The 12,970-nt window shown below is 72.2% G+C and carries 15 protein-coding genes; 7 read left to right on the top strand and 8 right to left on the bottom strand.

Annotation, left to right across the window (positions count from 1 at the left end; all coding sequences use genetic code 11):
- Window positions 1-87: 87 nt before the first annotated feature.
- The 7 genes from P3T39_RS36250 to P3T39_RS36220 form a co-directional block, all read right to left on the bottom strand.
- Complete coding sequence (locus P3T39_RS36250) at window positions 88-597, bottom strand: hypothetical protein (protein ID WP_280703584.1); 510 nt, start codon at window positions 595-597, stop codon at window positions 88-90.
- Window positions 598-769: 172 nt separating this feature from the next.
- The gene (locus tag P3T39_RS36245; protein ID WP_280703583.1) at window positions 770-2,902 is read right to left on the bottom strand and encodes a hypothetical protein; all 2,133 of its coding nucleotides are present in this window, start codon (window positions 2,900-2,902) and stop codon (window positions 770-772) included.
- Window positions 2,903-2,964: 62 nt separating this feature from the next.
- A complete protein-coding gene (locus tag P3T39_RS36240; RefSeq protein WP_280703582.1) occupies window positions 2,965-4,980 on the bottom strand; it encodes a hypothetical protein in 2,016 nt (671 codons plus the stop codon).
- Window positions 4,981-5,069: 89 nt separating this feature from the next.
- On the bottom strand, window positions 5,070-5,291 hold the full coding sequence (locus P3T39_RS36235; protein WP_280703581.1) for a hypothetical protein: 222 nt from the start codon (window positions 5,289-5,291) through the stop codon (window positions 5,070-5,072).
- A gap of 83 nt (window positions 5,292-5,374) precedes the next feature.
- Complete coding sequence (locus P3T39_RS36230) at window positions 5,375-6,505, bottom strand: hypothetical protein (RefSeq protein ID WP_280703580.1); 1,131 nt, start codon at window positions 6,503-6,505, stop codon at window positions 5,375-5,377.
- Window positions 6,506-6,581: 76 nt separating this feature from the next.
- Entirely contained in the window at window positions 6,582-6,785 is a 204-nt protein-coding gene (locus tag P3T39_RS36225; RefSeq protein ID WP_280703579.1) for a hypothetical protein, read from the bottom strand.
- Window positions 6,782-6,946, bottom strand: a complete 165-nt coding sequence (locus P3T39_RS36220) for a hypothetical protein (RefSeq protein ID WP_280703578.1) — start codon at window positions 6,944-6,946, stop codon at window positions 6,782-6,784. Before P3T39_RS36220 ends, P3T39_RS36225 begins: the two co-directional genes overlap by 4 nt.
- 169 nt (window positions 6,947-7,115) lie before the next feature.
- Here P3T39_RS36220 and P3T39_RS36215 point away from each other — a divergent pair, with 169 nt between their 5' ends.
- From P3T39_RS36215 to P3T39_RS36185, 7 genes are all read left to right on the top strand, one after another.
- Window positions 7,116-7,373, top strand: coding sequence for a hypothetical protein (locus P3T39_RS36215; RefSeq protein WP_280703577.1), 258 nt, complete (start codon window positions 7,116-7,118; stop codon window positions 7,371-7,373).
- 81 nt (window positions 7,374-7,454) lie between these two features.
- The gene (locus tag P3T39_RS36210) at window positions 7,455-7,745 is read left to right on the top strand and encodes a helix-turn-helix domain-containing protein (protein ID WP_280703576.1); all 291 of its coding nucleotides are present in this window, start codon (window positions 7,455-7,457) and stop codon (window positions 7,743-7,745) included.
- A 181-nt stretch (window positions 7,746-7,926) separates the two neighbouring features.
- Window positions 7,927-9,009 (top strand): helix-turn-helix domain-containing protein, encoded by a 1,083-nt coding sequence (locus tag P3T39_RS36205; protein WP_280703575.1) that lies wholly within the window; start codon window positions 7,927-7,929, stop codon window positions 9,007-9,009.
- Window positions 9,010-9,117: 108 nt separating this feature from the next.
- Window positions 9,118-9,345, top strand: coding sequence for a hypothetical protein (locus P3T39_RS36200; protein ID WP_280703574.1), 228 nt, complete (start codon window positions 9,118-9,120; stop codon window positions 9,343-9,345).
- Between the two features lie 6 nt (window positions 9,346-9,351).
- Window positions 9,352-9,744: a hypothetical protein gene (locus tag P3T39_RS36195; protein WP_280703573.1), complete on the top strand. Its 393-nt coding sequence runs from the start codon at window positions 9,352-9,354 to the stop codon at window positions 9,742-9,744.
- Between the two features lie 123 nt (window positions 9,745-9,867).
- A complete protein-coding gene (locus P3T39_RS36190) occupies window positions 9,868-11,439 on the top strand; it encodes a helix-turn-helix transcriptional regulator (RefSeq protein ID WP_280703572.1) in 1,572 nt (523 codons plus the stop codon).
- Entirely contained in the window at window positions 11,440-12,060 is a 621-nt protein-coding gene (locus P3T39_RS36185) for a hypothetical protein (RefSeq protein ID WP_280703571.1), read from the top strand.
- A 185-nt stretch (window positions 12,061-12,245) separates the two neighbouring features.
- Here P3T39_RS36185 and P3T39_RS36180 read toward each other — a convergent pair whose 3' ends face one another.
- On the bottom strand, window positions 12,246-12,884 hold the full coding sequence (locus P3T39_RS36180; RefSeq protein WP_280703570.1) for a hypothetical protein: 639 nt from the start codon (window positions 12,882-12,884) through the stop codon (window positions 12,246-12,248).
- Window positions 12,885-12,970 lie beyond the last annotated feature (86 nt).

The following is a 12,970-nucleotide window of genomic DNA, read 5'->3' as shown; positions in this document are numbered from 1 at the left end:
ACTCGGCGGCATGCGAAAAACCCATCCCCACGACAAAACACCGACCCCCGGCAAACCCCGGGAGTCGGTGTCAGCAAAGCGGCGTGGTTAGACGCGCTCGCTGTTTTCGGTGGCGTCGGTCATTTTGGCGACGCGCTTCATCAGGCTGACGACAGTGGCGAAGGTCGGCCAGTCGACCTTTTCGGCGAATTCCATGAGGGTGATGCGCTCGTACGTGGTGGTGTCGATGCCGAGCTGAATCAGGAGATCGTCAAGGATGACGCCCATCTCGCTGGGGGCGATCACGCGGCCGGTGGCCCTCAGGGCCGGGTCGATGGGGGCGTCGTCGATCCTCGCGGCGGGGATGACGGCGGCGGTGAACGTGCGGGCCTCGGCCTGGAACTGGGAGTAGTCGGCCATCCAGTTGGCCAACTGCCGGGCGCGGATGGCCCGGTCCCGGTCCCAGAAGCCGTTGCCGGTGTGGACGGCCTGGAGTTCGGCGAGGACGGCGGCGGCCTCGATGCTGTTCGCGTCGCCGGGCCAGACGTCGAGTGCGGCCTGGGCGGCGGCGGTGATCTCGGCGGGGGTCTTCAGGCCGCTGGAGTTGTAGCCGTTCATGATTCCTCTTCCCTCTACGGAGAGTTACTGGTGGGGCTGCGGGGTGTGGCCTGTGGCCTGTGGCAACAGCGCCGGGAGAAGGGGGGGTTGGCACCCCCCGGGGGGCCGTGACCCCCCGTTTTCGGGTGTTGCACCACCCCTGGTGCCTCAGGGGTGGTGCAACACCCGGCAGTTACGCAGAGTGGCGCTGCGGCTGGTCGTGCCAGGGGCGGATGTAGGCGACCTGCCCGCCGTCCCGGCTCTGGCGGACGATCAGGCCCGAGGCCGCCCAGGTGGTGAGCCAGCGCTGCACGGTGCCCCGGTCGCGGGTGGTGCCCTCGGCCGTCAGCTCGCGGACCAGGGCGCTGGCGCCGCGCCCGTCCGGGCCGCTGGCGTCGATCAACTCCAGCGTCCGGAGCTGGACCGGGTCGGTGATGTCGGTCGGCGGGACGACGCCGAGGGCGGGCGGCTGGGGCAGGTCCACGGTCTCCGGGGCCAGGTGCCACGTGGCATCGTCCAGCACCTGGCCGAAGGCCCGGCCGATCGCGGGGTCGGCCATCGGCGCCGGGGCCGGGGCCGCATCGGCCGGTTCTGCCGGCGGCTGCGGGTCCCCACCGGAGACGGGGAAAAGCATCGCCCGCAGGGCGTCCAATCCGTCTCCCTTTCCGGGGGCGGGCGCAGCGGATTCGGTGGAAATGATGGTCGGGGTGGGGACTGCCGGGGCGCGGTCGAGGATTTCCTGTGCGGCGGGGGAGAGCGGTGTTCCGGGCTTGTACAGCTGGGGGAGGGTCCGCTCCCAGCGGGTCCGGTAGACGTCAGCGGAGGGAATTCCAAGGCTGATCTCGTCCATCACCGGCCGGTATCCGGCGACGACCTGTGAGATGCGGGCGATGTCCTTCGGCTCCAGCCGGTATGCCTTGAATGCCTGAACGGCGCTGTTGTCGTATTCGAAGAAGCCGGATCCCTGCACGGCGGCGTCGGCTTTTTTGAGCCCGCGCGGGTCATTGAAGATCTGGTGGTATTCGCTTTCATCGGAGACTCGCATGGCGATTCGGAGCCTCGTCATTTCCTTCATGGACGCCGATACCATGTCCCGGGTGCCCCGGAGCGCGGAGTTGACGGCGCGTACGCCTGAGGCGCGGCCGGTATTGATGACGGCGTTGATGCCGTCCTGGACCGGCTGGGGAAGCTGGGCGACCTCGTCGGCGATGATGATGATTTCGGGGCGGGTGTGGTCCACCGGCACCTTGTCGTCGTTCACCGCGTACATCAGATCCTGGTAGTCGCGCTTGCGGACCGCGATGATCTCTTCGGCGACACAGAGCATGAGAAGCGCCTCGTCCACGGTGCTGGCGGACCAGTCGACGACCGGCTTGGATGCGGTGCCTTCACGGGCCCAGGAGCGCAGCCAGGGCAGGGTGATGCCCGCGCCGGTGGTATCGATGTGCCAGATCAGCACGTCGTCGCAGCGCCCGAGGGAGGCGTTGATGACGTTCAGCAGGTTGGTCTTGCCGCCTTCGGGCTGGCCGATGATCAAGCCGCAGTGGAATCGCAGGCTGGCCAGTGACTTCTCCCCGTCGCGGAACTCGCCCAGGGAGAACGGGTTGTTGATCGAGGTTCGCGACAAGTCCTCCGGAAATGGGATGAGTTGTGCGATTCCGTCCACGGTGTTGACGCGGATCACGATCACGCCGTAGTCCTCACCCTGGTCCACCTCCAGCGTGCAGCCCCGGGGCAGGCGCAGGTCGGAGCGCAGCGCCATGGCCTGGCTGGCGATGGCGTCGACCGTGGTCCCGCCGGGGAGTTCCACTTCGATGCTGTAGCCCTTGCCGGTCTCCCACTCCTCCACCCCGATGACGTGGCACCCGGCGACGCGGCAGACCCGCTCCAGGCGCTCCTCCCACGCGTCGCCGGTCTTCTCTCGCTGGGCCTGGGCCTCTGCGGCGGCGCGGCGGGCGGGCGCCTCCTCCTCCCACGCCTCGTAGGCGGCGGAGCAGCCCCATGCCAGGGTGGCCCCGGCGATCAGGGCGGTGGCTGGCCACCAGGACGACCACGGGCCGGTCTCCATGGCCCAGCTGGTCCAGCCGCCCGCGACCAGCCAGGTAGCGGCCCGGTAGACGCGGTGGCCGGGGCTGAAGCGGCGGCGGGTGGCGACGGCGGCGGCGGCGATGGCTCCGGCCGCGCCTTCGGCCGGGCCGATCCACAGGGGAGCGTGGGCCAGGTATCCGGCGGTCGCGGTGACCGCGCTGATCCCGGCGCCGTTGATGGCCGCCCACGCCGGGGTGTGGCCCCCCGTCCAGTCGATCGGGCTCTGACGCTTGCTCATGACGTGCTCCCTTCTGGGGTGGGGCCCCGGCGCAGGCCGGGGCCCCGTGGGTGGGCGGATGGTCAGACGTTCCACATGGCTTCGGCGGCGATCCCGTTGCGCGGCGCCTCGTGGCGGGCGAGGTCCTTGGCGTGGACCCGGCGGAAGAGCGGCATGATGCTCTGCGCCTCGCTGACAGCCTGCATCAGGCGGTGGTGGACCAGACCGACCATCTCGGGGATCTGCGGGTCCACGGCGTAGCTGCTGGCGGAGTTCACGGCGAGGGACTGCACGGCGGCGGCCAGGTGCTCGATCCCGGCCGGGAGGCTCTCGTACTCGGCGCCGACCTCGGGCATCCGGGCTGGGTCGAACTTCGCGTAGGCGGTCTCGACCTCGGCGGCGGAGCGGGCGAAGACCGATTCGTAGGTCTGGCTGCCGCCGGTGCCCGCGCCGATGTTCCACATCTGCTCGCCGGTCCAGCCGTTGCGGGGGGCGGTGTGGCGGGCGATGTCGTCGGCGTGCAGGTGCCGGAAGGCCGGGGCGATCTCGTCGGCGGTCTGCGCGGCGGTGAGCATCGAGGCGACCACGCCGGTCACGGCCTCGGCCACGGCCTTGTGTGCGGGGTAGCGCTCGGCGGTGTTCAGGGCGAGCTGCCCGAGCGCCTTGGCGGCGGAGCGGATCCCGGCGGGCAGTCCCTCGTACTCGGCGGCGACGGCCAGCATGTGCGGCGGGCTGTACTGCTGGTACGCGCTGGCGACGGCCTCGGCGGCGCGGGCGAACACCTGGGGTGCGGACATGCTGTCTCCTCCTGTGGCGGGGGCGGCGGGTGCCGCCGGGGCCGACCTGCGGCCGGGGTCGGTGACGGTGGCCTTGCGGGGCTTGCGGGTGGCCTTGGCGTCGGCGGCGGTGGCCTTGGCGTCCCGGACGTCTTCCTTGGCGCGGCTGCGGTTGGCCCGCCAGTTCCACACGCGGACCCCGGCCCGCCACCCGGCGCCCCAGCGCCAGGGCTGGAGCACCTGGGCGACGGTCCCGGCTACGGCTGCCAGCACGAAGCTGACGGTGGCCTTGCGGGCGACCCGCCACCAGCGGCGCTGATTCCGGCGGGTCCGCGCGCTGTCCTTCCAGGCGCGGGCGGCGGCGCTCCCGGCCTGCCGGATCCGGCCGGGGACGGCGGTCTGCGCGTCGCGGGCGGCCTGGCCGACGCGGTCGGCCACCGGGGCGGTGCGCCGCCGGGCGGCGGCGATGGTCTGCCCGGCCTTGCTGCCGGGCCCGGACAGGCGGGAGAGGGCACCGCGGATTCCGCCCCGCTCCACGCCCGCCTGTCCGGCCTGCCGCGAGGCGCCGCCCCTTGCGCCGGCCGATCCGGCCCCGGCGCCCTGGTGGCCGACCTTGCCGAGGGAGACCGGCCCCCCGACGCCCGGGGCGGCGGCCCGGCCTGCGGCCGACGGCATCGTGCTGGCGGCCTCGGCGGCGGCCCGGCGGTGCTGCTTGCCCAGGAACGGGGAGCGCACCCGGTCGGCGCGGCTGTCCCCGGTCGCCGGGGATCCGGCGTAGCGTGTGCCGGAGCCCCGGGTGCCGCCGGACAGGCCGACCGAGGGCGACATCATGGCGCCGCCGTGGCGCCCGGCCCCCCACCGGCCGAACCGGCCGCCGCGCAGGCCCCGGCCGCCGAACAGCCCGCCGTAGCCGTAGCCGCCGTAGCCCCGGCCCCGGCTGACGCGGCGGAAGGCGTAGGCGGTGCGCAGCGCCCCGGCCGCACCGGCGACCGTGCCGACGGCCGCGACGCCGGGGATGCCCCCGGCGTACAGGGCAGTGGTGGTGGCGATCCCGCCAAGGTTGGCCAGGGTGAGCATCAGGGGTCCGGCCGGGATGCCGGGCGCCTGGGGGCGCTGCGGTGCGGTGGCCTGACGGGGGGTGACGTCGGGTTCTGCGGCCGGGGCGGCGTCGACGTAGACGGAGTCGTCGTCGCTGGCGGGGACCGAGGGGGCGTACGCCGGTCTCGGCGGGATGGGCACCGCCACCCGGGGGTTGTGGGAGACCGGCCGGGACTCGTCGGTCGCCTCGGGCGCCGGTTGCGTGGTGGTCTGAGTGCTGGTCATGTTGCCGTGCCTCCGTGCTGCCTAGTGATGGTTCGGGAGGTAGGGCCCGGTCGGTCTAGCCACCGGCCGGGCCCGGCCGTACTGCCTAACTACTGAGCGCTGCGGGCGGTCTGCCGCAGCTGGTCGGGGCGGAGCGCGGGCCAGCCCACCAGCGCCTCCATGACCGCGCCGCGCAGGCCGTCCACCAGCAGCGAGCCGTCCGACTGCACGTAGACGACACGCCCGGTCTGGCCGATGTACCGGTCTCCGCAGACGACGATCACCTGATCGCCCACGGCGGGGGCGGCGCTGGTGGTGGGGTCGGGTGTCACGGTGTCAGTCCTCACTGTGCGAACGGTGCTGGCGGAGTGCCGATTGTGACGGTCCGGGGTGTCACCCGGAGGCGGTTTTCCGATCACTCGTCCGCCCGGGGGCGCCACTTCCGGATCTCCCGGTCCAGCGACTCCTCCAAGTACGGCTTGCCCACCAGGGGCGGGAGGAGCGCCTGGAGCTTGTCCCGGTCGGTCACCCCGCCGGTCATCAGGACCCGTACGGCGGTGGCCAGGGACAGGCTGGTGGTCTGCTCCGCCCGGTGCGGCTGCTCGGGCACCCGCTCGGACTGGAAGCCGGGCCGGATGGGCGGGGCGGCGGACGGCGTACTGACCTGGCCGGATGCCATCCGGGGCAGATATCCGGCGTCATCCGATCGGGTGACGCCGACAGGGCGGGCGGCCATCGCGGCGGCGTAGATCTCCCGCACGGTCCAGCCGTCGGCGCGGGCGGCGTCGATCGCGGAGACCGTCGTCTCGGACGCCTCGGTGCCGTAGACGGAGTCCGCGAGGATGCCGTCCGAGGCATCGTCCAGGGTGGCCTGACTGCGGGTCGGCACCACCGGGGGAGCGACCACCTCGGCGGTCAGCACCTCGGCCGGGTACCCGGCCTGCTCCATCGCGAGCAGCTCGGCGGCGGCGTGAGCCCGGACCCGGGCCACCTGGCGGCGGGTGCCAGCCAGGGCCAGGCCCAGGTGAGCCTCACTGCGCTGGTGGTGCATCCATGCCAGGTCGTCGTCGGACAGCTCGCGGTGGATGTGGTGCATGACGGCCTGCCACAGGATCTTCGCGACCAGGGAGACCAGCGGGCCCACGGCGACCTGGCCCCAGGCGTGGGAGGCCCAGCCGTCTCCGGCGATGGCCACCATGGTGACGGCCAGCAGCACCCAGCCCAGCCGCTGGGGCAGGACCCGCTTCTCCGGCTCGTAGCGGGCCAGCAACTCCAAGGTGATGCAGACGATCCATGCCGCGTCGAAGATGCTGCCAGCGGCGTAGCCGGTGCCACCGGCCAGCAGGTTCCCGATGCTGACCGTGGACCAGACGATCGAGACCAGCGTCAGGGCGATGACCACGCCCACCGCCACCCGGAGACCGATGGTCTCCCAGTCGCGGGGCGGGACCGGCACCCGGACGGTCTCCGTGCGGGTGATCGGGGCGGTGATCCCGTCCCGGGTGTGCAGCGCCGCGACACTCCGGCGCTCGGTGCGGTACTTCACGATGAGTGCCCTCTCAGGGGGGTGAATCCGGGGAAGAGAGGGGGCGGGCAGGCCCGCCCCCTTGGGGGCGGGACCGTCAGCCCGTCAGCTCGCCGAGCGCACGGGCCAGGGCGATGTAGGTGTCGGCGAGACGGGTCTGCGCCTCGGCGTGCTGGCGCTGGACGTCGGGGTGGCTGTTGACCGGGGCGCAGCGCTCCAGCCGGATCCGGGATGCCTCCGCGAGGGACAGCGCCGTGTTCAGCAGCCGGTTCAGGGTCTCGGTGCGGGCAGCGGTGCTCACTGGCCACCGCCCGACAGGTGCTCGGTGATCTGGCCGGACAGGTCGGCCGCATAGTCCCGCAGCTGCGCCGTGGTCGGCTGCTGGGGCTGGGCGGGCGGGTTGGCCGGCGCCTGGGCTGGGGTCGGCTGCGCCTGGGCAGCCTCGTGCTCGGTACGATCCATGACGGATCGCCTCCTCCTGTGTGTGCAGGGGTGGGTGCTCAAGGCCCTGGCCAGGTGGGTGAGATCACCTGGTCGGGGCCGCTCCGTTTCCGGAGTGGCTCCACTGTGGCACACAAACCACGGTCCGTACAACCTTTAAACGGTCCGTGTTTCTGGTTATGCTCTCCCCATGGAGATCCCAGAGGAGGCGCAGGTGGCCGCCCTGCGCGAGCTGGCGGACCTCGGCGAGCGGCGTGCCGCACTGCTGAGGCAGGCCGCAGAGCTGCTGACAGAGATGGAGCCCGTGGCCGTCCGCGCCGTACGGGCCGGGGCCGGACGCAATCGCGCCCGCGAGCTGGCACAGGTCAGCCCCGGCACCCTGTACGGCTGGCTGGAGAACGCGGGCATCGAGGTGCGCCCGAAGCGGCCCGCCAGGAAGGCGGACTGACCCTCGGCGTGTCGGCAGACGCCACACCCCCCTCTGACCTAGCGTCATACACCCAGTGCATAACACTTGCGGGAGCTGCAATTGAGCACGTCAGTAGAGGCGATGCTGCGGACCACGGTCGCAGCCCTCATGCACCACACCGGGGAGTCACAGGAGGCGCTGGCCGCCGGACTGCGCATCAGCCAGGCCCAGGTCTCCCGCAAGCAGTCGGGCCGCTCGGCCTGGGCGATCGCCGACCTGGAGAAGCTGGCCGCGCACTACGGGATGCACCCGCCGGATCTGCTGATGGGTCCGACGCACGCCATCCGGCAGCTGCCCGCCGTGAGGCTGGCCGCCGTGGTCGGCGGCAGGCAGTCCGTACTCTCGGTCTGATCCACAACGCAACAGGCCCCGCATCAGCGGGGCCTGAAGGTTCACCGGGGTGCCAGCCCCGGCAACAAAGCACTCTCTGAGGAGGTGCGCTCAAGATGAGCGTACGCAAGACCCCCCACAGCACGCCACAGCCGGTGGCGGTCGGCACGCCCGTCGGCGGTGACCTGTGAGCCTGGAGCCGATGCTGTGGGCACTGAAGGACAGCCCGACTGCGGACACGACCGAGCGGCTGGTCCTGGTCGCCCTCGGGGAGAAGTCGGACTCCGACGGCTGCAACGCTTTCCCGTCCAGGCGGACGATGGCCAAGGCCGGACTGTGCGACGTGAAGACGGTTCAGCGCAAGCTCAAGGCGATGCAGGAGCGCGGGTTGATCGCCCTGGGGGATCAGTCCGCAGCTCGCTACATCCCCGAGCGCACCCGCCCCAAGGTCTACGACCTACTGATCCCGTGCTCCTGGTACGGGGTGGAACGGCTCACCCGCATCAACGAGGAGCGGGAGCAGCGGGGGCTTCCCCCACTCACCCCGACGAACCGCCCGGACATCGCGCCCCCGCCCCCGAAGGCTCGGCGCAGCGACCTCGGCAAGAAGCGCCCCGAGGCGAGGGGGGACTCTCAGTCCCCCCTCGCGGATGGGGGGAGGGGGGACTCTCAGTCCCGGGGGAGGGGGGACTCTCAGTCCCCCCAGGGGGGACTCTCAGTCCCCCAATCAGTTCCTGTAACTCTCGCCTCAAAAGAAACCCTCTCTCTCTCGCCGTTGTCAGCTGACCCGAACGCGCGCGCGGGCCTCGCCAACGAGAGAGAGAGTTCGGCTGCGCCAGACACAACCAAGACCACTCCGGCTAACGCCGAGGGTCTGGTGCCGGAGCAGCGGGACGACCGGGAGCAGCCGGAGGGATCGGCGGTGGTGGTGGCGGCGTACGCGGCGGCGCTGGGTCGGCCGGTGGTGAACGGCACCCGGGCGGCGTTGGCGGCGCAGGCAGCGAAGCTGCTGGCCGATGGTCTGCCGGTGGACTGGCTGGCAGACCGGGCGCGGGAGATGGCGCCGAAGGGCTGGACCGACCTGGAGAAGCACGTGGAGCGGTCTACGGTCCCGGTGCTGGCCGCCAGTTTGAGTGCGCGCCCCGGGCTGCCGGAGTGGTGCGGCCGGTGTGGCGACGGGAACCCCGCCGCGCAGTTCAACCCCCGCTTCCGCACGGTGACGGGGATGCCGTCCGGCCAGAAGTGCCGGGAATGCCACCCGGAAACGGCTCAGGCGGGCGTCTGACGCCATTTCGGCCAGGATCGGCCCACCGGGTCGGTCCTGGCCGTGATCGGCCGCCCGGGGGGCCTTGGGGCGCTGCGCGCCGGTGGTGGCAGCTGGCACCATGTCCTGATGACCGATCAGCCTGCCGCCCGGCGCCCCCTGCACCAGCCAGCCTCGGACGACGCCGGACCGGACGACGCCGGACCGCTCCTCGGCCGCCGCGCGCTGCTTGCCGCCGAGCGCCTGGTGGACGCGGAGCCCGTGCCGCTCCGACCGGCCGACCGGCCGGGGCGGCGGGCGCTCGGCCCCGGAGTGGAGCGCGCCGCGACCGCGACCGAGACGCCCCCGCCTCGTTGATCAGGCATGACACGACGCATCGCACAGTCCGCAGGGGTCGCCGCCGCTTTAGCCGGCACCCTGCTGCTCCCCGTCCCGGCGGCTGACGCGGCACCGGCGCACCGGACGAGTTCGGCCTGCACTCACCATCTCTCCGGCCCCCAGGTCTGCATCCGCCTGGTGGGACGGGGCACCCGCCAGGATCACGTGATCGCGGTCTGGGCCAACCCCCCGAAGGGCGTCAATGAGCGGACCGCCCACCTGTACAAGGGCGGCGGCGAGCCGTTCGTCCCGGTGACCGGGCACCGGGACGGCGACGAGATCACCGCCGACTGGGGGTGGATGGACCTGAAGCCCGGCGCGGTGTGCGTCGGGTTCGACGGCACCGAGGGCCGCCGGGCCTGCCAGGACGTGAGCTAGCACCCACACGAGAGCCCCCGCCGGACTGATCGGCGGGGGCTCTCGCACGCTCAAAATCAGACACATTCGGAATTTTCTTGTATGGCATGCGATTTTCCCATGCGATGGGGGTAGCCTTGGGACATGGCACTCAGCACGTTGGAAACGCTGCGGCTCACCGTGGCCGCGCTCCGCCAAGCCACCGGGGAGACCCAGGCCCAGCTCGCCTCCAGCATCGGACTGACCCAGGACAAGGTGTCCAGACGTCAGTCCGGCGCGGCGGCCTGGACCCTGGACGACGTCGACGCCCTGGCCGCCCACTGGGGCATGACCCCGGTCGACCTGATCTCCGGCCCCACCCGCGCCGCCCAGGCCCTGGCCCGCCCCGCCGTCCCGGCGACCTTCGCCCCCGCCCCGCCGACACCCGCGCCCGAGCCGGTCCAGCCCCCGGCCCCGGCCGCAGCGGAACCGGACTTCGACCGGGGCCCCGACGGCGTACCCGTCCTCGGGCCCCCCGCCCCGTGCGTGCGCTGCGGCCGGACCGTCCGCCACCGCATCGGCGGCGTCCCCGCCCACCTCGGCCAGTTCTGCGCCACCGCGACAACCGGCACGGCGCCGGTCGAACCCCAGACGCCCCCGGCCGCCCCGGCCGCCCCGGCCGCCCCGGCCGCCCCGGCTACCGGCAGCCGCCCGCAACGCCCCACCCCCAGCCGATCCGAGTACGCCAGCACCGGGCGGGACCTGGGCTACTACCTCGACATGATCACCTCGGCGGTGGAGCAAGCCCTGGCCGAAGCCGGGGGCGACACCGAAGCCGCCGCCGCCGCGCTGGAGAAGCGGGCGATTCCGAACGGCATGGCCCTGTTCGAGGCCACCCGCGTCGGCGCCGCCTACGAGCACACCGTCTACCCGGAGCGCCTGGAGTTCCTCAGCAAGAAGACCCGCAGTGGCGCTGACGAAGTCTGGGAAGGCCGCCACAAGTGGGAGAACGCCCCACTCATGGAGGCCGTCCGCAGGGGAGACCCGGCCGAGGTGAGCGTTGACGTCCTCGACACCAACGCCGCCTATTGCAGCGCCCTGAAGACCCACCTGCCGATCGGCGCCCTCGTCCACCGCCCCGACGGCGGCTTCGACCCCAAGCGCTCCGGCATCTACCGCCTGCCCGCCCGCCCGGCCTGGGACCACCCCCACCTGCCCGACCCCATCGGCAACCGCCACGAGAGCGGCCCGCTCCTCCTGGACGACGCCACCGTCCGCCTGCTCATCCGCTGCGCCAAGCTCGGCCTGTGTGAGGCGCCGCACATCACCGAGTGCTGGACCTCCGGCGCCTCCGAGGGCCTGTTGGAGAAGTTCCGCCGGGTCCTCACCCAGGCCCGCGAGAACGCCATCACCGACGACGACGCCATCACCGAGAAGTACATCAAGGCCATCTACGCCAAATTCGCGTCCACGATCGGCGAATCCACCTACAACCGCGAAATCCGCCGCCCCGACTGGATGCACATCATCCGCAGCCAGGCATTCGCCAACCTCTGGTACAAGGCCCACCGTGCCCACAACGCCGGGCTCACCATTGTCCGGCTGCGCGGCACCGACGAACTCCACGTCACCTCGGACACGGACTGGCGGACGGTCTTCACCGAGGGCCGCCTCACCACGCAGATGAAACTCAAGGACCAGTACACCCTGCCCCTCTCCCGGAAGCGGAGCGCCTAAATGTCGACCGACGGATGGAAGAACTTCGGGAAGTACGGCGCGGGCCGCGACTCCGGAAACGTGCACGGGAAAGTCGCCCTCGGCCAAGCCCTGGAAGACGCCCTGGAGCGGATGATCGTTGAGGGCGGCATCAAGTCCCCGCCCACCAGCCGCCGTGGCCTGGCCGCCCGGATGCGCTACCTCACCACCACCAAGGGCGGCGCACAGGCCCTCGCCGACGCGGGGGTCGCCGCCACCCCGGCCACCATCCGGGCCTGGGCCAAAGGCACCCGCCGTCCCCGCCCCGCCAACCTCGAAGCCATCGATACTGCCTACTGGAACCTGCGGGCCCGCAACGTGCTCGCCAACCCCGGCGCGTTCAAGCAGCACCTCAACAACGCCGGTCGGGGCACCAAGGTGGAGATCCACCCGATCAATCAGAACGTCGTCGACGAACCCCGCCGCCGTGACAACCTGCGCATCCGCCCGCTCCAGGTCCGCTACGTCTGGGACGACGCCGTCGACGCCATGACCACCGGCGACCTCGACAAGCTCGAAGAGCTCTGGGACGACATCATCAGCGACCTCGACTCCGACTGGGGCGCCTACACCTACGTCTCCCACATCGGCCTCGGCGCCTGACAGAGACCCGGGACTGACCCGGGCAGCAGGAAGGGCCCGCCACCGGTGGTGGCGGGCCCTCTCGCGTGCCGCAGCAAGGGCGGCGCGCGGCACGGGTCCGGGCGCGCTCACGTGCCCGGACCTGGGCTTTTTCATCCATCCTCCGCCCCCGGGGCGGGGCCGGGCAAGGCGCCGGCGAACCGGGGTCAGTCGAGGGTGAGGACGCCGGTGCGGACGGCGTGGACCAGGCGGCCGAGGGCGTGGGGGACCCGGCCCCGGGCCTGGCTGATGTGGCGGTCGTCGGTCGCGGCGGTGGACACCATCTCCGCCTCACCGCCCCGGATGCGCCTCAGCAGGTAGGAGTGCCCGTTGATGTCGACGGCGATCACCAGGCGCACCTCCAGGCGGTCGGGGCGGTCCTTGTAGGTGCGCTCTCCGGCGGCGCGGCGGGCCCGTTCCTCCGCAGACTCCTCGGCGTCGTCCGGCGCGGCCCAGCCCTCGTGCATCTGGGCGAGCCCGGCGAAGCCGCCCGGGGAGTCGGCGAAGGCGAGGTGGCCGACCGCCTCCGGCTCGGGGAAGCGGGCGGCGAAGGCCGCCAGGGCGTCCGCCGGGTTCCGGTGGCCGGGCACCGCCCACAGCCGGGGCGGGACCACCCGCAGCTCGATCGCCCCGGAGTCGATGTCCGCCAGATGCAGGGCGAACAGGCGCGGAGGCTGGTCCCACCCCCGGCGCTCCCCCTCTCTGGCCTCGATGGCCCGCAGGGCCGTCGCCAACGCATCCTGCTCGGCATTCCCGGTGATCCTCTCGGGCTCTCCGAACAGAACCCGACGCCGTTCCAATCCCATCGTGCCTCCCGTAGAAGTGGTGTCCTGCCGGATTAACGATGCCGCCAACTGGAAAGCCACGGGGCCGAATTGACAACGCCACGGGC

The organism is Kitasatospora sp. GP82, from assembly GCF_029892105.1.
Lineage (GTDB): Bacteria > Actinomycetota > Actinomycetes > Streptomycetales > Streptomycetaceae > Kitasatospora.
The sequence above is the reverse complement of the archived record's forward strand: the minus strand, read 5'-3'. Positions and strand labels throughout refer to the sequence as shown.

Excerpts from the sequence above, each read along its gene's own strand:
- P3T39_RS36245 (WP_280703583.1), bottom strand. The coding sequence starts at position 2,902 with ATGAGCAAGCGTCAGAGCCCGATCGACTGGACGGGGGGCCACACCCCG.
- P3T39_RS36215 (WP_280703577.1), top strand. The coding sequence starts at position 7,116 with ATGGAGATCCCAGAGGAGGCGCAGGTGGCCGCCCTGCGCGAGCTGGCG.
- P3T39_RS36190 (WP_280703572.1), top strand. The coding sequence starts at position 9,868 with ATGGCACTCAGCACGTTGGAAACGCTGCGGCTCACCGTGGCCGCGCTC.
- P3T39_RS36220 (WP_280703578.1), bottom strand. The coding sequence starts at position 6,946 with ATGGATCGTACCGAGCACGAGGCTGCCCAGGCGCAGCCGACCCCAGCC.
- P3T39_RS36250 (WP_280703584.1), bottom strand. The coding sequence starts at position 597 with ATGAACGGCTACAACTCCAGCGGCCTGAAGACCCCCGCCGAGATCACC.
- P3T39_RS36205 (WP_280703575.1), top strand. The coding sequence starts at position 7,927 with ATGCTGTGGGCACTGAAGGACAGCCCGACTGCGGACACGACCGAGCGG.
- P3T39_RS36185 (WP_280703571.1), top strand. The coding sequence starts at position 11,440 with ATGTCGACCGACGGATGGAAGAACTTCGGGAAGTACGGCGCGGGCCGC.
- P3T39_RS36240 (WP_280703582.1), bottom strand. The coding sequence starts at position 4,980 with ATGACCAGCACTCAGACCACCACGCAACCGGCGCCCGAGGCGACCGAC.
- P3T39_RS36200 (WP_280703574.1), top strand. The coding sequence starts at position 9,118 with ATGACCGATCAGCCTGCCGCCCGGCGCCCCCTGCACCAGCCAGCCTCG.
- P3T39_RS36180 (WP_280703570.1), bottom strand. The coding sequence starts at position 12,884 with ATGGGATTGGAACGGCGTCGGGTTCTGTTCGGAGAGCCCGAGAGGATC.
- P3T39_RS36195 (WP_280703573.1), top strand. The coding sequence starts at position 9,352 with ATGACACGACGCATCGCACAGTCCGCAGGGGTCGCCGCCGCTTTAGCC.